Origin of the sequence: Streptomyces olindensis, from assembly GCF_040645895.1 — a bacterium.
GTDB lineage: Bacteria > Actinomycetota > Actinomycetes > Streptomycetales > Streptomycetaceae > Streptomyces > Streptomyces olindensis.
The window spans coordinates 1-19,105 of the sequence record NZ_JBEYZD010000045.1 but is presented as its reverse complement, the minus strand read 5'-3'; the positions used below and the strand labels follow the sequence as shown (position 1 = coordinate 19,105).

Annotated in this window: 19 protein-coding genes and 2 tRNA genes; 8 read left to right on the top strand and 13 right to left on the bottom strand. The window is 72.7% G+C overall.

The features are described from left to right. Positions 1 to 16 precede the first annotated feature (16 nt). Positions 17 to 1,048: an adenosine deaminase gene (locus tag ABZ948_RS26475; protein ID WP_359763526.1), complete on the top strand. Its 1,032-nt coding sequence runs from the start codon at positions 17 to 19 to the stop codon at positions 1,046 to 1,048. 78 nt (positions 1,049 to 1,126) lie between these two features. On the opposite strand, the gene ABZ948_RS26470 is transcribed toward ABZ948_RS26475, so the two are convergent. From ABZ948_RS26470 to ABZ948_RS26435, 8 genes are all read right to left on the bottom strand, one after another. Further along, positions 1,127 to 2,182 carry a UDP-N-acetylmuramate dehydrogenase gene (locus ABZ948_RS26470; RefSeq protein WP_359763524.1) on the bottom strand — a complete coding sequence of 352 codons (1,056 nt, stop codon included), beginning with the start codon at positions 2,180 to 2,182 and terminating at the stop codon, positions 1,127 to 1,129. 124 nt (positions 2,183 to 2,306) lie between these two features. Beyond that, positions 2,307 to 3,743, bottom strand: coding sequence for an MFS transporter (locus ABZ948_RS26465; protein ID WP_359763522.1), 1,437 nt, complete (start codon positions 3,741 to 3,743; stop codon positions 2,307 to 2,309). Between the two features lie 100 nt (positions 3,744 to 3,843). Further along, positions 3,844 to 4,410, bottom strand: a complete 567-nt coding sequence (locus ABZ948_RS26460) for a TetR/AcrR family transcriptional regulator (protein ID WP_359763520.1) — start codon at positions 4,408 to 4,410, stop codon at positions 3,844 to 3,846. Positions 4,411 to 4,520: 110 nt separating this feature from the next. Then, positions 4,521 to 4,949: a MaoC family dehydratase gene (locus tag ABZ948_RS26455; RefSeq protein WP_359763594.1), complete on the bottom strand. Its 429-nt coding sequence runs from the start codon at positions 4,947 to 4,949 to the stop codon at positions 4,521 to 4,523. 8 nt (positions 4,950 to 4,957) lie between these two features. Beyond that, positions 4,958 to 5,410, bottom strand: coding sequence for an FAS1-like dehydratase domain-containing protein (locus ABZ948_RS26450; RefSeq protein ID WP_359763518.1), 453 nt, complete (start codon positions 5,408 to 5,410; stop codon positions 4,958 to 4,960). A 100-nt stretch (positions 5,411 to 5,510) separates the two neighbouring features. Further along, positions 5,511 to 5,675, bottom strand: coding sequence for a 50S ribosomal protein L33 (gene rpmG / locus ABZ948_RS26445; protein WP_003948671.1), 165 nt, complete (start codon positions 5,673 to 5,675; stop codon positions 5,511 to 5,513). Between the two features lie 89 nt (positions 5,676 to 5,764). Further along, positions 5,765 to 5,837: transfer RNA gene (locus ABZ948_RS26440), tRNA-Met, on the bottom strand. Positions 5,838 to 5,884: 47 nt separating this feature from the next. Then, a tRNA-Thr gene (locus tag ABZ948_RS26435) sits at positions 5,885 to 5,957 on the bottom strand. Positions 5,958 to 6,205: 248 nt separating this feature from the next. Between ABZ948_RS26435 and ABZ948_RS26430 the strand changes: the two genes are divergently transcribed. Together ABZ948_RS26430 and ABZ948_RS26425 are read left to right on the top strand one after the other, a co-directional pair. Further along, entirely contained in the window at positions 6,206 to 7,465 is a 1,260-nt protein-coding gene (locus tag ABZ948_RS26430) for an amidohydrolase family protein (RefSeq protein ID WP_359763592.1), read from the top strand. Between the two features lie 64 nt (positions 7,466 to 7,529). Continuing rightward, entirely contained in the window at positions 7,530 to 8,186 is a 657-nt protein-coding gene (locus ABZ948_RS26425; RefSeq protein ID WP_359763516.1) for an NAD(P)H-binding protein, read from the top strand. Between the two features lie 55 nt (positions 8,187 to 8,241). Here ABZ948_RS26425 and ABZ948_RS26420 read toward each other — a convergent pair whose 3' ends face one another. After that, on the bottom strand, positions 8,242 to 8,454 hold the full coding sequence (locus tag ABZ948_RS26420) for a hypothetical protein (RefSeq protein WP_359763514.1): 213 nt from the start codon (positions 8,452 to 8,454) through the stop codon (positions 8,242 to 8,244). A gap of 190 nt (positions 8,455 to 8,644) precedes the next feature. Between ABZ948_RS26420 and ABZ948_RS26415 the strand changes: the two genes are divergently transcribed. Beyond that, on the top strand, positions 8,645 to 11,077 hold the full coding sequence (locus tag ABZ948_RS26415; RefSeq protein WP_359763512.1) for an MFS transporter: 2,433 nt from the start codon (positions 8,645 to 8,647) through the stop codon (positions 11,075 to 11,077). 112 nt (positions 11,078 to 11,189) lie between these two features. After that, on the top strand, positions 11,190 to 12,263 hold the full coding sequence (locus tag ABZ948_RS26410) for a terpene synthase family protein (protein WP_359763511.1): 1,074 nt from the start codon (positions 11,190 to 11,192) through the stop codon (positions 12,261 to 12,263). A gap of 25 nt (positions 12,264 to 12,288) precedes the next feature. Here ABZ948_RS26410 and ABZ948_RS26405 read toward each other — a convergent pair whose 3' ends face one another. After that, positions 12,289 to 12,828, bottom strand: coding sequence for a CAP domain-containing protein (locus ABZ948_RS26405; RefSeq protein ID WP_359763509.1), 540 nt, complete (start codon positions 12,826 to 12,828; stop codon positions 12,289 to 12,291). Positions 12,829 to 13,038: 210 nt separating this feature from the next. Here ABZ948_RS26405 and ABZ948_RS26400 point away from each other — a divergent pair, with 210 nt between their 5' ends. Further along, a complete protein-coding gene (locus ABZ948_RS26400) occupies positions 13,039 to 13,293 on the top strand; it encodes a hypothetical protein (protein WP_359763507.1) in 255 nt (84 codons plus the stop codon). Between the two features lie 69 nt (positions 13,294 to 13,362). Here ABZ948_RS26400 and ABZ948_RS26395 read toward each other — a convergent pair whose 3' ends face one another. The 3 genes from ABZ948_RS26395 to ABZ948_RS26385 form a co-directional block, all read right to left on the bottom strand. Then, on the bottom strand, positions 13,363 to 14,124 hold the full coding sequence (locus tag ABZ948_RS26395) for an ABC transporter permease (protein WP_359763505.1): 762 nt from the start codon (positions 14,122 to 14,124) through the stop codon (positions 13,363 to 13,365). Next, positions 14,121 to 15,005, bottom strand: coding sequence for an ABC transporter ATP-binding protein (locus ABZ948_RS26390; RefSeq protein WP_359763503.1), 885 nt, complete (start codon positions 15,003 to 15,005; stop codon positions 14,121 to 14,123). Before ABZ948_RS26390 ends, ABZ948_RS26395 begins: the two co-directional genes overlap by 4 nt. A gap of 316 nt (positions 15,006 to 15,321) precedes the next feature. Further along, a complete protein-coding gene (locus ABZ948_RS26385) occupies positions 15,322 to 16,365 on the bottom strand; it encodes a polyprenyl synthetase family protein (RefSeq protein WP_359763501.1) in 1,044 nt (347 codons plus the stop codon). A gap of 373 nt (positions 16,366 to 16,738) precedes the next feature. Here ABZ948_RS26385 and ABZ948_RS26380 point away from each other — a divergent pair, with 373 nt between their 5' ends. Together ABZ948_RS26380 and ABZ948_RS26375 are read left to right on the top strand one after the other, a co-directional pair. After that, a complete protein-coding gene (locus tag ABZ948_RS26380; RefSeq protein ID WP_359763591.1) occupies positions 16,739 to 17,413 on the top strand; it encodes an HNH endonuclease family protein in 675 nt (224 codons plus the stop codon). 323 nt (positions 17,414 to 17,736) lie between these two features. Then, on the top strand, positions 17,737 to 18,759 hold the full coding sequence (locus tag ABZ948_RS26375; RefSeq protein ID WP_359763499.1) for an aldo/keto reductase: 1,023 nt from the start codon (positions 17,737 to 17,739) through the stop codon (positions 18,757 to 18,759). Positions 18,760 to 19,105: the final 346 nt, after the last annotated feature.

Sequence of the window (19,105 nt, the reverse complement as noted above, 5' to 3'; positions counted from 1 at the left end):
ACGGCAGGATCCTGGGATGGAGCGTGTACGTGATGTCTCTGAGCTGCCGAAAGCCCATCTGCACCTGCACTTCACCGGGTCGATGCGGCCCTCGACCGTGCTGGAACTGGCCGACAAGTACGGGGTGCGACTGCCCGACGCGCTGACGGACGCGCTGGTCGGCGGGGAGCCGCCGAGACTGCGGGCGACGGACGAGCGGGGCTGGTTCCGCTTCCAGCGGCTCTACGACGCGGCGCGCTCGTGCCTGCGGGAGCCGGAGGACATCCAGCGGCTGGTGCGGGAGGCCGCGGAGGAGGACGTGCGGGACGGGTCGGGGTGGCTGGAGATCCAGGTCGACCCGACGTCGTACGCGCCTCGGCTGGGGGGTCTGATCCCGGCGCTGGAGGTCATCCTCGACGCGGTGGAGACGACGTCGCGCGAGACGGGGCTCGGGATGCGGGTCCTGGTCGCGGCGAACCGGATGAAGCACCCGCTGGACGCGCGGACGCTGGCGCGGCTGGCGGTGCGGTACGCGGACCGGGGCGTCGTCGGCTTCGGCCTGTCGAACGACGAGCGGCGGGGCATGGCCCGGGACTTCGACCGGGCGTTCGGGATCGCGCGCGAGGCCGGGCTGCTGTCGGCGCCGCACGGGGGTGAGCTGGCGGGGCCGTCGTCGGTGCGGGACTGCCTGGACGACCTGGGTGCGAACCGGGTGGGGCACGGCGTGCGGGCGGCGGAGGACCCACGGCTGATGAAGCGGCTGGCGGACCGGCAGGTGACGTGCGAGGTGTGTCCGGCGTCGAACGTGGCGCTGGGGGTGTACGAGAAGCCGGAGGACGTGCCGCTGCGGACGCTGTTCGAGGCGGGTGTGCCGTTGGCGCTGGGCGCGGACGACCCGTTGCTGTTCGGGTCGCGGCTGGCCGCGCAGTACGAGATCGCGCGGCTGCACCACGGCTTCACGGACACGGAGCTGGCGGAGCTGGCGCGGCAGTCGGTCCGGGGGTCGGCGGCGCCGGAGGACGTGAAGGCGAAGCTGCTGGCGGGCGTGGACGAGTGGCTGGTGTCGTAGCGCCCGGCCCCCGGGCACGTCCCCTTGCGCACGGGGGCGGGTGCGGGGGCGGGGGCGGGTGCGCCCGGCTGGTGGCGCCTACAGGCTGACGCCGACCGTCACCGGCTCGTTCACCAGGGTGATCCCGAACGCGTCGCGGACCCCGGCCACGACCTCACGGGCCAGGGCGAGGAGGTCCTCCGTCGTCGCGCTCCCCCGGTTCGTCAGGGCCAGCGTGTGCTTCGTGGAGATGCGCGCCGGACCGTCGCCGTAGCCCTTCGTGAAGCCCGCCTTGTCGATCAGCCAGGCCGCGGAGGTCTTGGTGTGCCCCTCACCGGCGGGGTACGCGGGAGGCTCCGCTCCCTCGCCCAGCCGCTCGCGCACGCGCGCGCGGAACACCGCGAAGTCCGCGTCCGTGAGGATCGGGTTGGTGAAGAACGACCCGGCCGACCATGTGTCGTGGTCCTCGGGGTCCAGGACCATGCCCTTGCCGGCGCGCAGCTTGAGCACCGTGTCACGGGCCTGCGCGAGCGGGACGCGGTCGCCCGCCTCCACACCGAGGGCGCGAGCCGTCTCGGCGTACCGCAGGGGCGCGGAGAGGCCGCCGGCGTCCTCCAGGGCGAAACGGACGCGCAGCACCACGTACCGCTCGGGGTCGGACTTGAAGCGGCTGTGGCGGTAGGAGAAGGCGCAGTCCTCGTTGGCCAGGGTGACCGTCTCGCCCGTGCGGCGGTCGTACGCGACGACCTCCGTGATCGTCGAGGAGACCTCCTGGCCGTACGCCCCGACGTTCTGGATGGGCGTCGCGCCCGCCGAGCCGGGGATGCCGGCCAGGCACTCGATGCCGGCCAGGCCCGCCTCGACCGTGCGGGCGACGGCGTCGGTCCACACCTCTCCGGCCGCGAGCTCGAGCTTCGTGCCGTCGAGGGAGAAGCCCTGCGTGGCGATGACGAGGGCCGTGCCGTCGAAGCCCTTGTCGCCGATGACCACGTTCGAGCCGCCGCCGATGAGCAGCAGCGGGGTGCCCGCCTCGTCGGCTTCGCGGACGACGGCGATCACCTCGTCGTCGGTCGTCGCGGTGATCAGCCGGGTCGCGGGACCGCCCAGCCGGAAGGTGGTCAGCGGGGCGAGGGGGGCGTCGTGGAGTTCCTGCACGGGCTCAAGAGTACGAGACGGCACTGACGGCGCCGGGCACGCGTGCGTGCGGCCCCGTTCGCGGGGAACCGGGCCGCACGCGCGCGTGGCTTCGGCGGCAGGCGCCGGAGCGCCTGCCCGGAGGTCAGCGGGCCGCCGTCTCCAGTACGGGTGCCGGTTCCCCCGGGGCCGGCTGCCGTTCCGTGCGGCGGCGGGTCGGTATCAGCAGGGCCGCGACGCCCGCGAGGGCGACCACCGCGGAGCCCGTCACCAGGGCGGGCCGCATGCCGTCGACGAAGGTCTGGCCGGTCTCGTAGCCGCCCTGGGCCGCGAAGATCGACGCCATGACGGCGATGCCGAGCGCTCCCCCGACCTCGCGCAGGGCGTTGTTGGCCCCGGAGGCGATGCCCTGCTCCTGGGGCCGGACGCTGGACATGACCAGGTGGGAGGCGGGGGCGAAGAACAGGGCCATGCCGATGCCGCTGATGATCAGGGCGGGCAGCTGGGCGGCGTAGGAGGCGTCCGCCGTGGCCACGACCGCCATGTAGCCGAGGCCCAGGGCCTGGAGGAAGAGGCCGGCGGCGACGACCGGGCGGCCGCCGACGCGGTCGGCCAGGATGCCGGCGATCGGGGCGACGAGCATCGGCATGCCGGTCCAGGGCAGCATCCTCAGGCCCGCCTCGGTGGGCGAGTAGCCGAGGACGCCCTGCATGTACTGGCTGAGCAGGAAGATCGAGCCGAACATGCCGAGGAACATCAGCAGGCTCGCCGCGTTGATGCCGGCGAACGCCCGGGAGCGGAACAGCCGCATCGGCAGCATGGGGTTCTTGGCGCGGGTGCTGTAGAGGACGAAGCCGGTGAGCAGCGCCGTGCCCGCGAACAGGCCCGTGAGGACCAGGCCGCCGGTCCAGCCGTCGACGGGGCCGCGGACCAGGCCGTAGACGATGCCGAACAGGCCGCCGCTGGCGAGGAGGGTGCCGGGGAGGTCGAGCGGGGCTCCGGTGCCGTGGGACTCGGCGAGGCGGAGGCGGGCCAGCGGCAGCAGGGCCAGGCCGAGCGGGACGTTCAGCCAGAAGATCCACTGCCAGGAGATGTGTTCGGTGAGGGTGCCGCCGACCAGGGGTCCGGAGGCGACCGCGAGTCCGTTGACGGCTCCCCAGATGCCGTACGCCATGCCCCGTTTGGCGGCGGGCACGGCCGCGGTCAGCAGGGTGAGCGTCAGCGGCATCATCACCGCGGCTCCGGCGCCCTGGACGGCGCGGGCGGCGATCAGCGAGTCGATGCCGGGTGCCAGGGCCGCCGCCGCGGACGCCCCGGTGAAGACGGTGAGCCCGGCGAGGAAGAGCCGGCGGCGGCCGAAGCGGTCGCCGAGGGCCGCGCCGAACATCAGCAGGACGGCGAAGGTGAGCGTGTAGGCGCTCACGGTCCACTCCAGGTCGTGCAGCGCCCCGCCGAGGTCCTCGCGGATGGAGGGCAGGGCGGTGGTGACGACGAGGTTGTCCAGGGCCGCCATGAACCCGGCGACGCTGGTGATCACGAGGGCCCAGACGGCTCCTCCGCGGTGTGCGGTCTGCTGTGACATCGCTCCCCCAGGAGTGTGTGGTGTCTCTGCGATGATCGATTAGTTATTGATTACTAACCTTCGCGGACATCGAAAGGCGCAGCGCAGGCACCTTCACAGGTCAGTGCTGCAGCCCCTTGGCGCGCGCCGAGGGGTACATGCCCTCCCAGACGCGGTGCTCGGGCGGGAATCCCATGGCGACCAGGCAGTTGATGAGCATCCCGTACGCCATGAACTGCGTCGTCTCGGCGGCGTCGGCCCCGAGCGGCAGATGGACGGTGTCCCACAGCCGCATCCAGCCGGCCCGTACCGATTCGCCGAACTCGTGGTCGCCCTCTTCCTCGGCGGCCTTCACGGCGACGTACATCTGCATCTGCATCAGGAGCCGCTCGGGCCGCTCCTCGATGACCTTGGTGTAGGCGTTGCCCATGGCGTGCAGGGCCTCTTCGCCTTCGAGACCCTCGGCGGCCTCCGCGAACGTGCGGATGGTGTCCTCCACGCAGCGCTCCGCCGCCGCCAGGAACATCGCCTTCTTGCCCGGGAAGAGCCGGAACAGGTACGGCTGCGAGACCCCGACGCGCCGGGCGATCGCCTCGGTCGACGTGCCGTGGTAGCCGCCGCGGGCGAACTCGGTCGTCGCGGCCCGGATGACGCTCTCGCGTCGCTCCTCCGCACTCATCCTGGGCATGCCGGTAAGTTAGTACTCAATCACTAACTAAGTCAAGCGGTACCGCCGGATGCCATGACAAAGGGCGTCCTCCCCCGGGAGGACGCCCCTGGCCCTTGTCTCTCGCCGGCTCAGGCCAGCCGTACGACCGCCCGCGACATGCCCAGCACCTTCTGCCCGGCGCTGGTCGCCGTCAGGTCCACGCGGACCGTGTTGTCGTCGAGCTTGGCCGCGACCTTGCCGCTGACCTCGATCTCGGCGCCCTTGTCGTCGTTCGGCACGACGACCGGCTTGGTGAACCGGACGCCGTACTCGACGACGGAACCCGGGTCGCCGGCCCAGTCGGTGACCACGCGGATCGCCTCGGCCATGGTGAACATGCCGTGCGCGATGACGTCCGGCAGGCCGACCTCCTTGGCGAACTTCTCGTTCCAGTGGATCGGGTTGAAGTCGCCGGAGGCGCCCGCGTACCGGACGAGGGTGGCGCGGGTCACGGGGAAGGTCTGCGCGGGGAGTTCGGTGCCGACCTCGACGTCGGAGTAGGAGATCTTCGCCGTCATGGGATCGCTCACGCCTCCTCGGCCGCGCGGGCCACGAGCTTGGTCCAGGCGGTCACGACGTGCTTGCCGGCCTCGTCGTGGACCTCGCCGCGGATGTCCAGGATGTCGTTGCCCGCGAGGGACTTGATGGCCTCGATGGTCGAGGTGACCGTGAGCCGGTCGCCGGCGCGGACGGGGCGGCGGTAGGCGAACTTCTGGTCGCCGTGCACCACGCGGCTGTAGTCCAGGCCGAGCCGGGGGTCCTGGACGACCTGGCCGGCCGCCTTGAAGGTGATCGAGAACACGAAGGTCGGCGGGGCGATGACGTCCGGGTGACCGAGCGCCTTGGCGGCCTCAGCGTCCGTGTACGCCGGGTTGGCGTCCCCGACCGCCTCGGCGAACTCACGGATCTTCTCCCGGCCCACCTCGTACGGCTCGGTGGGCGGGTACGTCCGCCCCACGAAGGACTGGTCGAGCGCCATGGCCCGGCACCTCCTGGTTGCGCTACTGAACGGTACGGGTCATTCAACGACGCGAGGCCGCCCCCGATCACTCGGGAGCGGCCTCGCGTACGAGCCTGTTTTATCGCGTCTCGCGGTGCGCGGTGTGCGCGTTGCAACGCGGGCAGTGCTTCTTCATCTCAAGACGGTCCGGGTTGTTACGCCGGTTCTTCTTGGTGATGTAGTTCCGCTCCTTGCACTCCACGCAGGCCAGCGTGATCTTCGGGCGGACGTCGGTGGCAGCCACGTGAGTGCTCCTTGACGAACGGATTGATTCTGATTAACGCAAGAAGAGTAGCCGATCGAAGGACCGACCCCGCAATCGGCTACTGAGAGTAGCGGTGACCGGACTTGAACCGGTGACACAGCGATTATGAGCCGCTTGCTCTACCGACTGAGCTACACCGCTTTGATGTGGTCCGGACCCCGTCTTGCGACGGGAGCCAGTCACACCAGAGCCCCAAAACGGAATCGAACCGTTGACCTTCTCCTTACCATGGAGACGCTCTGCCGACTGAGCTATTGGGGCGAGCGATGAAGACATTACACGGTCCGCCGCCGTTCACCCAAATCCGTTTCGAGGCACCCGCTCCGCGCGCCCGGACCGTTCTCCCAGCCGTCCCGCGCCGTCCCACGCGTGCCTCCCGCTCCGCACGGCGGACCACGCCGGTACGACTATTGCGCTCCTCCCCGCGACGGGCGGGAGGCCGTCCTAGGCTCGACTCACTCTGAGTGATCATGCGTCCTCGCGTGCGCAGCCCGAGCCCCTGGAGCGCGATGCCCGACAGCCAGCCGCAGCCACCACCGCCCCCGTCGTCCTCACCGGGGGCGGCCGACGCGTCCTCGCTGCTGCTGTGCGGGGCGCGGCTCACCGACGGCCGGACGGTGGACGTGCGGCTGGGCGGTGGGCGCATCGAGGCCGTCGGCACGGCCGGGAGCCTGGCGGCGGGCGGCACGCGCGCGTGCGGGGCGCGGGTGGACCTCAGCGGCTATCTGCTGCTGCCGGCCCCGGCCGAGCCGCACGCGCACGCCGACACGGCCCTGTCGGCCGACGCCGGGGGCCCGGTCTCGTACGAGCCGCAGGACGTCCAGCGCCGGGCGACCGAGGCCGCGCTGCTCCAGCTCGGGCACGGGGCGACGGCGGTGCGGGCGCACGTGCGCGTGGGGGACGTCCAGGGGCTGGGCGCGCTGGCGGCGGTGCTGCAGGCGCGGCGGGCGCTGCGGGGGCTCGCGGAGCTGACGACGGTGGCGATGCCCCGGGTGCTGACCGGGGTGGCCGGGGCGGACGGGCTGGCGGTGCTGCGGGACGCCGTGAAGATGGGCGCCTCGGTGGTGGGCGGCCGGCCCGACCTCGACCCGGATCCGGCGGGGTACGTGGAGGCGGTCCTGGAGGTGGCCTCCGAGCACGGCTGCCCCGTCGACCTGCACACGGACGCCGGTGATCCGGCGCGGCTGGCCCGGCTCGCGGCCATGGCGGGCGGACTGCGTCCCGGGGTGACGCTCAGCCCGTGCGGTGACCTCGGCCGGCTCCCTTCGGAGGTGGCCTCGCGGACGGCCGACCAGCTCGCGGCGGCCGGAGTGGCGGTGGTGTGCCTGCCGCAGGGCGGTTGCGGCGGCGTCGACCGGCGGGGGGCGGCTCCGGTGCGGCTGCTGCGCGCGGCCGGGGTGCGGGTGGCCGCCGGGAGCGGGGCGCTTCGGGACGTGTCGAACCCGGTGGGGCGCGGGGACCCGCTGGAGGCGGCGTTCCTGCTGGCCTCGCGCTACGGGCTGGCGCCCGAGGAGGCGTACGACACGGTGAGCTCCTCCGCGCGGGCGGTGCTGGGGTTGCCCGAGGTGCGGGTGGAGGCGGGGTTCCCGGCCGAGCTGCTCGCGGTGCGCGGGGACCGGCTGGCGGGGGCGCTCTCGCTGGCGTACAGCAGGGTGGTCGTGCACCGGGGGCGCGTGGTGGCGCGGACCAGCGCGGTGCGCGAGTACTGCAGTTCGGCGGCCTCGGTGGAGCTGGGGCTGCCGCGTCAGGGGCGGGGCGAGGTGTCGTAGGGGCCGGGGCGGTGTGGCTCAAGTCGTGCGGCGGTCGGGGCCGTCCGGGCGTACGGTCGAAGGCATGCGCATTGTCATCGCTGGTGGTCATGGTCAGATCGCGTTGCGGCTGGAGCGGTTGCTCGCCGCACGCGGGGACGAGGTAGCGGGGATCATCCGCAAGGCCGAGCAGGCCGACGATCTGCGGCAGGCCGGTGCCGAACCGGTCGTGCTCGACCTGGAGTCGGCGTCGGTGGACGAGGTCGCGGAGCGGCTGCGGGGTGCCGACGCGGCGGTCTTCGCGGCGGGCGCGGGCCCGGGCAGCGGGGCGGCCCGCAAGGACACGGTGGACAAGGCCGCGGCGGTCCTCTTCGCGGACGCGGCGGTGAAGGCGGGCGTGCGGCGCTTCCTGATCGTGTCGTCCATGGCCGCCGACCCGCTGCACGAGGGCGACGAGATCTTCGACGCGTACCTGCGCGCCAAGGGTGAGGCGGACGCGTACGTACGCGGTCTGGACGCCCTGGACTGGACGATCCTGCGCCCCGGCCGGCTCACCGACGACGCCGGCACCGGCCTGGTCCGCCTGGAGGCGCACACGGGCCGGGGGCCGGTCCCGCGCGAGGACGTGGCCGCCGTCCTGGCCGAGTTGGTGGACACCCCCGCGACGGCCGGGCTCACCCTGGAACTGATCAGCGGCTCCGCGCCGGTGTCGGTGGCGGTGAAGTCGGTGGCGGGGAACTGAGCCCTCCGGCACGGCGGTTGGCGGCGGGCCCCGGCTCCGGCCGCCGCCGCGACGTTCAGAACAGGGGCAGTTGGCCCGGGAACTCCGGCACCGCGTAGCCGTCCAGGGACGGTTGTTCCGGGCCGGGGCGGGCCTGGCGGCGGGAGCCCGGGCACGAGGTGAGTTCGCCGTGCTCGCGGGCGCCGGGCGGGTCGTGGCGCGCGTACCGCCCGGCGACGACGGCGATCTCGCGGCGGCACTCGGGGCAGGTTCTGCGGCGGGAGGACATGGGGCCAGTGTGCCGCGCCGGCGGCCCGGGCATGCCCCTCCACCGTGAGCGCCTCCGCGGTTCCAGCCTCCGCGGTTCCAGCCTCCGCGGTTCTCGCCGCGCCCCCGTCCGCATCATGTTGCTTAAGTCAATCAATTGGCTTAGCTTGGTCGGGTCGCGCTGTCCCTGACGCCCCTACGGAGGCCCGGCCGTGTCCCACGCCCTTCCCCGCCCCGCCGACGGAGGGACGCCCGCCGCGCCACGGGCGAACGCCGTCGTCGCGGTCCTGGCCTTCGGCGGGATCGTGGTCTCGCTGATGCAGACCCTGGTCATCCCGATCGTCCCGGAACTCCCCCGGCTGCTGAACGCCCCGGCCTCGGACACCGCATGGGCCGTCACCGCCACCCTGCTCGCCGCCGCCGTCGCCACGCCGGTGACGGGCCGGCTCGGCGACATGTACGGCAAACGCCGCATGCTGCTGATCAGCCTCGTCATGCTGGTGGCCGGGTCGGTGACCGCCGCCCTCAGCGACTCCCTCGCCCCGATGATCGTCGGACGGGCGCTGCAGGGCCTCGCCTCCGGCGTGATCCCGCTCGGCATCAGCATCATGCGCGACGAGCTGCCCGCCGAACGGCTCGGCTCGGCGACCGCGCTGATGAGCGCCTCCCTCGGGGTCGGCGGCGCCCTCGGCCTGCCCGCCGCCGCGCTGATCGCGGACCACTTCGACTGGCACGCCCTGTTCTGGGCCTCGGCCGGACTGGGTGCCGTCGCGCTGGTGCTGGTGCCGGCCATCGTGCCGGAGTCCCGGGTGCGCACCGGCGGGCGCTTCGACCTCGTCGGCGGTATCGGCATGGCGGCCGGGCTGGTGTCCCTGCTGCTGGCCATCTCCAAGGGCGCCGACTGGGGCTGGAGCAGCGGCACCACCCTCGGGCTGTTCGCGGCGGCCGTCGTCGTGCTGCTCGTGTGGGGTTGGTGGGAGCTGCGCGCCCCGCAGCCGCTGGTCGACCTGCGGACCACCGCCCGCCGTCAGGTGCTGGTCACCAACCTCGCCTCGATCGCCGTCGGGTTCGCGATGTTCGCGATGTCCCTGGTCATTCCGCAGCTCCTGCAGTTGCCTGAGGCGACCGGCTACGGGCTCGGGAAGTCGCTGCTCGTCGCGGGGCTGACGATGGCCCCGTCCGGCCTGGTCATGATGGCCACGGCGCCCGTGTCCGCCGCCCTGTCCAAGGCGAAGGGCCCGAAGATCACGCTCATGGTGGGCGCGCTGATCGTGGCCGCCGGGTACGGGCTGAACATCGTGCTCATGTCCGAGCTGTGGCACTTCGTGCTCGTCACCTGCGTCATCGGCGCCGGCATCGGTTTCACCTACGGTTCCATGCCCGCGCTCATCATGAGCGCCGTGCCGGCCTCGGAGACGGGCGCGGCGAACAGTCTCAACACGCTGATGCGGTCCATCGGCACGTCGACGGCCAGCGCGGTGGCCGGGGTGATCCTGGCGCAGATGACGACGGCCTTCGGGCCGGCCGCCCTGCCGTCCGAGAACGGCTTCAAGGTCGTCCTGGCCATCGGGGCCGGAGCGGCGCTGCTCGCCTTCCTGGTCGCCTCGTTCATTCCGCGGCAGCGGGTTGCGGAGGCGGGGGTGGAGGCGCCGGCGGGGTCGGAGGCGGTGGACGCCCGCCGCGCGGTGGACGCGGAACCGGCGGTCGCTGAAGGGGGTGTCTCCGGGTCGGGTCTTCCTGGGGTGGGCCTCTCTGGGCCGGGTGTCCCCGAGCCGGGTGCCTCCGGGCCGGGTGCCTCCGGGCCGACAGTTGACGAGCCGACTCTTGACGGGCCGACTGTCGACGGGCCGGCTGTCAGGGAGCCCGCCGTCGGGGGCGGCAGTGCCGGGATCCCCGTCCAGGGCCGTGTCCTCGGGGCCGAGCGGGTGCCGGTCGGCGGGGCCGCGGTGACGTTGATCTCGCTCGGCGGGAAGCAGCTCGGGCGGTCGGTCGCGCGGGCGGACGGGTCGTACGGCGTGGACGCTCCCGCCGCCGGCTCCTACGTGCTGATCGCCTCCTCGGAGGGCTACCAGCCGCAGGCCTCCACGATCGTCGTGGCCGGGGAGCCGGTGGCGTACGACGTGCTGCTGAGCGGTACCAGCGGCCTCGCCGGTGTGGTGCGATCCGCGGAGGGCGGGACGCCGGTCGCCGAGGCCGTGGTGATCGTCACGGACGTGCGCGGGGAGGTGCTGGCCACCGGACGGACCGACGTGCTGGGCGAGTTCACCGTCACCGACCTGGTGCCGGGCCCGGTCACTCTCGCGGTCAGCTCCCCCAAGCACCGGCCGCTGGCCCAGGTCGTCGAGATCGGCGGGGCCGGGACCACCCGGGTCGAGCTCGAACTGCGCTCCGGCTCGCAGGTGCGGGGCACGGTGCACGGTGGGGGCGCCCCGCTGGGCGACGCGCGGGTGACGCTGGTGGACGCGGCGGGCAACGTCGTCGCCACGACCCGGACCGGTCTCGACGGCGCGTACGCCTTCTCCGACCTGGACACCGGCGCGTACACGGTCATCGCGACCGGTTACCCGCCGCAGGCGGCGCCGGTGACAGTCTCGGGCCCCGGCGTGGACGACCACGACATCGAACTCGCCCACGCGAGCGAGTAGGCGCGCGGCCTGGCTTCCTTTCCTTTTTGTCATCTCGGCCGCCTGTGTGTCTTTTGTCGGGGGCGGGTGTTCCCGTCGCTTCGCATACACGGGGTCCCAGATGATCGTTCCCATGGGATCTCGTATGTCCGAGGTGGAACTCCCGCCTCTTTTCTGCCCCCTGGAATCCGCCATTCATCCGCGCGTCCGGCAGGTCGAAAAACGCGCCGAGGAGTGGATCCGCAACAGCGGAATGTGCGCGACCGAAGAGGAAAAGGCCTGGGTCGTCGCCACGCACAGCGCCGATTTCTACGCGCGGTTCGCCCCGGACGCCGACGACGACCGGCTGCTGGCGACGGCCCTGTGGGTGTACTGGGGTTTCGGATTCGACGACACACGCTGCGACAGCGGGCCGCTCAGCGCGCGTCCGGCGCAGTTCAACGAGCTGGCCTGCCGGGTGCAACGGGTGTGCGAGAGCGCGACGGCGACCGGCGAGGACCGGTACATCGGCGCCCTGCAGGACATCGTGCGCCGCTTCCGGTCGCTCGGCACGCCCACGCAGGTCAGCCGGTTCGCCCACGCGCACCGCGCCTGGCTGTCGGGCGTGGCCTGGCAGGTCGGCAACCAGGCGCTGGGCCGCATGCCGGGCCTGGACGACTACCTGACGATGCGGGCGCTGGCGGCGGGCGGATCGCCGACCATGGCGATGCTGGAGATCGCGAACGGCGCCGAGGTGCCCGACCGGGACATGAACCGGCCGGTGGTCCGCGCGCTGACGGAGATGGCCATCATGGTGGCCTCGCTCGACAACGACCAGCACTCCCTGCGCAAGGAGCTGAGCCGGGAGCACGCCGACCAGAACATCTACGCGGTCCTGATGCAGGAGCGGGACCTCTCGCTGCAGCAGGCGGTGGAGGCGGCGACCGGGCTGCGCGACCGCGTCCTGCTCCGGTTCCTCCACCTGCACGACCGCGTCCGCCCGACGGCCGGCCAGGAACTCGCGACGTATCTGCAGGGGCTGCGGTACGGCATCCGCGGCAACAACGAGTGGGGGCAGCGCGTGCCCCGCTACCTCAGCCTCGGGCACTGGCCCGACGCGATGGAGGACGCCGCGCTGACCTGGGCCGAGGAGCCGTCCGACAGCCGCCCCGGTCCGCTGGAGGGCGCCCCCGGCGTCGCCTGGTGGTGGGACGAGGACCTGGTCTGAGCCCTGCCCTCAGTGGCCCGTGCCCTCAGTGGCCGGTGGCCAGGTCCAGGGTCCACCAGGGACCTCCGCCGCCGTCCGCGACGCCGACCCCGGCGTGGGTGTAACGGCAGGTGAGGATGATGTCCCGGTGCGGGGCGCTGTCCATCCACGTGCGGACGGCGGCCTGCGGCGTGGCGACGCCGGCGGCGATGGTCTCGGCGGTGTGGCGGGGGTGGTAGCCGGCGGCCCGCATCCGGGCGGCCGGGCCACTGCCGTCGGTCCCGGTGTGAGTGAGGCGCTGCCTGCGGGCCATGTCGGCGCTGTGCGCCTGCGCGGCGCGGTTGAGGGGGGCCCGCAGCCGTACGGGACCGCAGCCGGCCCGGGTCCGGTGCCGGTTGACGGCGGCGGCGACCTCGGCGGCCGCGTCGCCGCGGGCGTATCCGGTGGTGTCACGGGACTCCGGAGGCGCTTGGAAGGGGCGGGGCGCGGGCCACAGGGGAGCCTCGTAGTGCGGCGGCGGAGCCGGTACGGGCGGCCCGGCCCAGGCGAGGAGAGCGCTTCCCAGGGCGAGAGCCGCCCTGCGCATCCCGGTCATTTTTTCTCTCTTCTTTTCTCTACGTCCTGCGTATTGCAGGGCACACCGTACCGATATTTATTTCCGCTGTTGTGCCCAGCCGTTCGTTCGGGGGAACACGGCATTTCCCGGCGAGGTCCGGGCCGCTCGGATGGCTAGGCTTGATCCGCTCGTCCACTCTTTTCCTGCTCTTCCCTTTCCTTTCTTCCTCGGAGGTTTCTCATGTCGCTGCGGGTTCGCCGCATCGCTGTCATTTCGCTCGCCGCGCTGGCTCTCACCGCGGGCGGGACGGCGGCCGCCGGCGCCTCGGCACAGCCGGCGGCCACCACCATCGGCAACCCCGGCCCGGACGGGTTCGGCGGCGGCCACGGCGGGGGTCACGGCGGCCACCACGACGGACCGCTGAACTTCGGCCCGTTCGAGTTCCCCCGCTACGGCTCCGTCTCGGGCGGCTTCTCCTGGGGTGTGCGGGACTAGCGGAAACCGACCGTGCCGAGGGCCGCCCCCGGGCGGCCCTCAGCCATGTGCGCGGCCGGCCGGGCTCGGTCAGCGCTTCAGCGTGGTCGCGCTGGCGACGAGCACCAGGACCACACAGCCCAGGATGAGCAGCGCGTCGCGGACGAACACCCCGGTGACGCCGGTGTGCGTGGCGGCCTCACCGGCGGCCTGGACGGCGTACGTCATCGGCATGGCCTTGGCCACGGCCGACAGGGCGCCGTGCATCTCGTCGCGCGGCACGAACAGCCCGCACACCAGGAACTGGGGCAGCACCCCGGCGGGCAGGAACTGCACCGCCTGGAACTCGTTGCGCGCGAAGGCGCTCACCAGCAGCCCCAGCGCCAGCCCCAGCAGGGCGCCGAGCATCGCGATGACCATCAGCAGATAGGCGGGGCCCTTGATGTCCAGGCCGAGCGGGCCGATGGACAGCAGCGTGGAGAGCACCGCCTGCAGCAGCGCCAGGAACGCGAAGGCGAGGCTGTAGCCGAACACGATGTCCAGCCGCCGCACGGGCATCGTCAGCAGCCGCTCGGCGGTTCCGGTGGTGCGTTCCCGCAGCGTGGACACGGACGCCACCAGGTACATCACGATGACCGGGAAGATGCCGAAGACCTGCGGTCCGACCCGCTCGAACGTGGCTTCCGAGTCGTGGAACATCAGCTTCAGCAGCACCATGAGCATGCACGGGATGCCCAGCAGCAGTGCGGTGCTGCCCTTGTCGCGGGAGACCTGCTGGAGCACCCGCACCGCGGTCGCGCCGGTGATCGTGGGCGAGAACGGCAGCCGCTCGGCCAGCCCGATGCCGCTCACCGCGCCGTGTCCGCGGCGAAGTAGGCCCGTTCCGCTTCAGGGGCGCCGCCCTGGTCGAGGAGACCGGGCAGCGCGGGCAGCAGGCTCTGCTGTGCGGCCCGCCGCCGGGCGCGTTCCTCCGCCTCGGTCGCGGCCTGCACCAGGTGCATGAACGCCTCTTCCACGTCGTCGCAGCCGGTGTGCTCCAGCAGCGTCTCCCGGTCGGCACCGGCCAGCAGCCGGCCGGAACGCATCAGCAGCAGCCGGTCGCAGCGGTCGGCCTCGTCCATGACATGGCTGGAGACCAGCAGCGTCGTGCCCTCCTCGGCCAGCCGCTGGAACACCAGCCACAACTCCCGGCGCACCATGGGGTCGAGGCCGACGGTCGGCTCGTCCATCACCAGCAGGTCGGGCTTGTTCAGCAGCGCCACGGCAAGCGACACCCGCGAGTACTGGCCGCCCGAGAGCCGCGCGACCAGTTTGTCCGCGTACGAGGCCAGGTCGACCTCCTTCACCACCCGGACCACCGCGTCCTCCCGGCGCCAGCCCCGCATGCCGAGGGCGGCGGCGAAGTAGCGCAGGTTCTCCAGCACCGTCAGGTCGGCGTAGACCGAGGGTGCCTGGGTGACGTAGCCGACGCGGGTCCGCAGCTGCGGGGCGCCGGCCGCGTAGCCGAGGACCTGGACGTGGCCCGCCGTGGTCTGCTGCACGCCGACCACGGACCGCAGCAGCGTCGTCTTCCCGCAGCCGCTCGGCCCGAGCAGGCCGACGATGCAGCCCCGGGGGACGGTGAAACTGACGTCCTGCAGGACCGTGTGGCGGCCGCGGACCACCCGCACTCCATAGGCGGCCACGGCGGGCAGGTCCCCCGGCAGCGCTGCGCTCGTATCGGTCTGCTGCACGGCTCCACTGTGTTTCGTCACGATCGGTTCCGCTCGGAGCGGCCACGGCGCGGCGGGGGCCGCGCCGGTGGGCTGTGGCCATCGGCCAGGACGTGGATCACGGCCATGGGCCGCCGCACAGACAACGGCCCACCCGGACCGAAGTCACGGCTTTTGTCCCCGGCTGCCCGGGGTGGCCGTACTTGTGGTGCTCTCGGCCGTAGGTGTGGTGCTATCGGTCGTACTTGTGGTGCTCTCGGTCGTACTTGTGGTGCTCTCGGTCGTACGTGGGAGGGCCGCGGGTCGTCGCCCTCGGCCGCACGCGCGGGGACCGGCGTCAGGACTCCCGGTGGGTCATCGCCCAGGCGATGTCCCGCAGTTGCCGGTAGGCGTCGGGGGTGGGCCGCGCCCACGACAGTGCCCGCAGCGCGGCCGAGACCTGGCGGCGGGCCTCCTGCTCGGCGGCCTCGCGGCCACCGGCCTCCTCGACCAGCTCGCGCGCCAGGACGACGTCCCGCTCGTCGAGGGGGTGCGTGGCGGCGTACAGCGTGCGCAGCCGGTCGGCCGCCGCGCCCTCGCCGCTCAGGGCCGCCACCACGGGCAGCGACTTCTTCCGTGCCGCGAGGTCCGCGCCGACCGGCTTGCCGCTGCGGGAAGTGCGGCCCCAGATGCCGAGGATGTCGTCGGCGCACTGGAAGGCCACGCCCAGTCGCCGCCCGAACTCCCGGAGCCCCCTGACCCGTTCGGCGTCCGCTCCGGCCAGGATGCCGCCGAGGGCGCACGAACACCCGATCAGCGACCCGGTCTTGCCCTCCGCCATGGCGAGGTACTGGGCCACCGACACCTCCGGCGCCTTCTCGAACGCCACATCGCGGCTCTGCCCCTCGACCAGCTCCAGCAGGGCCGTGACCAGTTCCTTCACGGCTTCGGCCGCGCGTTCCTGGGCCACGTCCGCGAGCACCCGCATCGCCGAGACGAGCAGGGCGTCGCCGGTCAGCACCGCCGCCGGGGTGCCGAACACGGACCAGGCGGCCGGCCGGTGGCGGCGCAGGGCGTCGCCGTCGATGACGTCGTCGTGCAGCAGGGTGAAGTCGTGCACCAACTCCACGGCGACCGCGCCCGGTACGGCGAGTTCCGGGCCGCCGCCGACCGCCGCGGCGGAGAGCAGGGCCAGGGCCGGGCGGACCGACTTGCCCGTGCGGGACGCCGTCGCCATCGGGGTGCCGTCGGCCTCGCACCAGCCGCGGTGGTACCCCGCCACCCGGCCCTCGGCCGCCGGCAGTGCCGCCACAGCCGACCGGAGGGCGGGGTTCAGCAGGTCGTCGACCCAGCCCAGACGGGGAAACGTGCCGACCGGGGCCGGGTCGGTGATCTGCGCCATTACTGCTCCTCAGGACTCGGACAGGGACCGCGTACGGCAGGGACTGCCGGGCGCGCACCCGCCTCAGTCAATCGGTGGTCCCGCGCCCCGGAGAAGCCGCAGCGCACCGCCCGCTCAAAGATCACTTGGCCGGACGAGCCCTACTACGGTGCATCTAGCCGACGATCGGGCCATCCCACCGGGGAGTTGGGGTCCGGGCCGCGTCAGTGGTGGTCAGACGGCTGCGGGAGCGGATGGAAGCGTGTGGACGCCCCCGCCGGCCGCCGCCGACGTCAACCCACGGCTGACGCCCAGGAGCTGGGGCATCGTTTCTGCATACGACCGCCGAGTGATCTTCGTGCGCGTCCGAGCGGCCCGGCGGGGCTGGTCGCCGATGCTGCTGGGCGTGATCGTTTCCCTGGCACGAGCCTGTGCTGCCGCCTTGCTCGGCACCGCCTGCACCTTCGCCCTGTCCTGCCCCGCGCACGCCGCGAAATCGCTGCCGCTGGACCAAGCCGTCGCCGCCCTGCCCCAGGCCGCCGAGTCCCGGGACGGCTACGAGCGGACCAGCTTCAGATACTGGAACGCCGGCGCCAATCCCGACGACGGGTGCGACACCCGCAACGAGGTGCTGATCGCCGAGGCGGTCGAACCGCCGGCCACCGACCCGGGGTGCAAGCTCAAGGGCGGCACCTGGTCGTCCTATTACGACGCCCGTCAGGTGACCTCGGCCGCGGCCATGGACGTCGACCACATGGTGCCGCTGCCGGAGGCCTGGGACTCGGGCGCCTCCCAGTGGACGGCCACCCGCCGCGAGGCCTACGCCAATGACCTCGCGGACCCGCGCGCCCTGGTGGCCGTCTCCGCCGCGGCGCACCGCAGCAAGGCCGACCAGGACCCCGCCCAGTGGCTGCCGTCCAACACCAAGGCCACGTGCCGGTACATCGTCGAGTGGACGGCCGTGAAACTGCGCTGGAGCCTCACCGCGGACATCGACGAGCGGGAGTCCCTCGCCCGCCTCGCCGAGGCGTGCCCGGACGCGACCGTCACGTATACGCCGGCGCCGTAGCCGGGGCGGGTTGGGCTGGGCCGGGCCGGGCCTGGTGGGCTGGCCTGGTCTGGTCTGTCCTGGTCTGGCCTGCGGTTCGACGGTACCGGGCGGGGCCATCTTCACGGCCTGGCACGGCCTGACACGGCCTGGCACGCGCGGTCTGCTTCAGCCCGGCCGGCGTCCGGCGCCTACGAGCCGGCGGTGACCGGGTCTTGCCGAACGAGGGGTCCCTGTCGTTACCCCTCACAACTGTGTCTGTCTCCTGGGCGCGGCCGCTGTTTCCGTGGATCCGACGACCCGAACGGCTCCGCTGAACCCGTACACGATCCTGGGAGACGACCGTGGAACACCGTCTGCTCGGCCGTACCGGCCTGTCCGTCAGCAAGATGTGCCTCGGCGCGATGATGTTCGGCCCCTGGGGCAACTCCGACCCCGACGAGTCCAAGCGGATCATCCACCACGCCCTGGACGCCGGCATCAACTTCATCGACACGGCCGACGTCTACTCCCACGGCGAGTCCGAGGAGATCGTCGGCCGGGCGATCAAGGGCCGTCGCGACGACCTCGTCCTGGCCACCAAGTTCCACAACCCGATGGGTGACGATCCCAACCGGCGCGGCAACTCGCGGCGTTGGATCATGCGCGCAGTAGAGGACTCCCTGCGCCGGCTGAGGACCGACCACATCGACCTCTACCAGGTGCACCGGCCCTCCCCCGACACCGACATCTCCGAGACGCTGGGCGCCCTGACCGACCTGGTGCGCCAGGGCAAGGTCCGCTATCTCGGCTCCTCCACCTTCCCCGGCAGCCAGATCGTCGAGGCCCAGTGGGCCGCCCGCGACCGCCGGCTGGAGCGGTTCGTGTGCGAGCAGGCGCCGTACTCCATGCTGGTGCGCGGCATCGAGGCCGACGTCCTGCCCACCGCCGCCCGCCACGGCATGGGAGTGATCACCTACAGCCCGCTCGCCGGCGGCTGGCTCTCGGGCCGCTGGCGCCGGGACGCCGACCTGCCCACCCCCTCCCCCGCCCGGCAGCGACTGGTCGACCGCTTCGACATGTCCCTGCCGGTCAACCAGCGCAAGCTGGAGGCGACCGAGGCTCTCGCCCAGGTGGCCGAGGACGCCGGCATGACGCTGATCGAGATGGCCATCGCGTTCGCGCTCAACCACCCCGCGGTGACGTCGGCCCTCATCGGCCCGCGCACCCTGCAGCACCTTCAGACGCAACTGCCCGCGGCCGACGTGACCCTCGACGCGGCGGTCCTGGACCGCATCGACGAGCTCGTCACCCCCGGCACGGTCATCAACCCGGCCGACAGCAGCTTCGTCAACCCGGCTTTGCAGCCGGAGGCCCGCCGACGCTGACGGCACCCGGGCGAGCGCCTTTATGATCTTCCTCACGCCGCGGTGTCCCACCGGGCTCGGTTCCGTGGCCTGACCGCCGTTCGTCGCCGAGCGGGCCGGTGTCCGCAGCGTGGCCGGGCCGTTCCGCATGGACGCGAGGTCCGGGTGGACGGCGGCGAGGCGGCGGAGGCCAAGATCCAGGCGCGCGGCCGCACGGGCACGGCTGATCGCCGTTGATGCCCGTAGGTCGTGCGACGCGGGCTGGTCTCGCGATCACATGACGAAGGGCCCGTGACCTGCGATCTTCGCAGGTGACGGGCCCGTCGTTCCCGGGTGGCGGCGCCAGGATTCGAACCTGGGAAGGCTG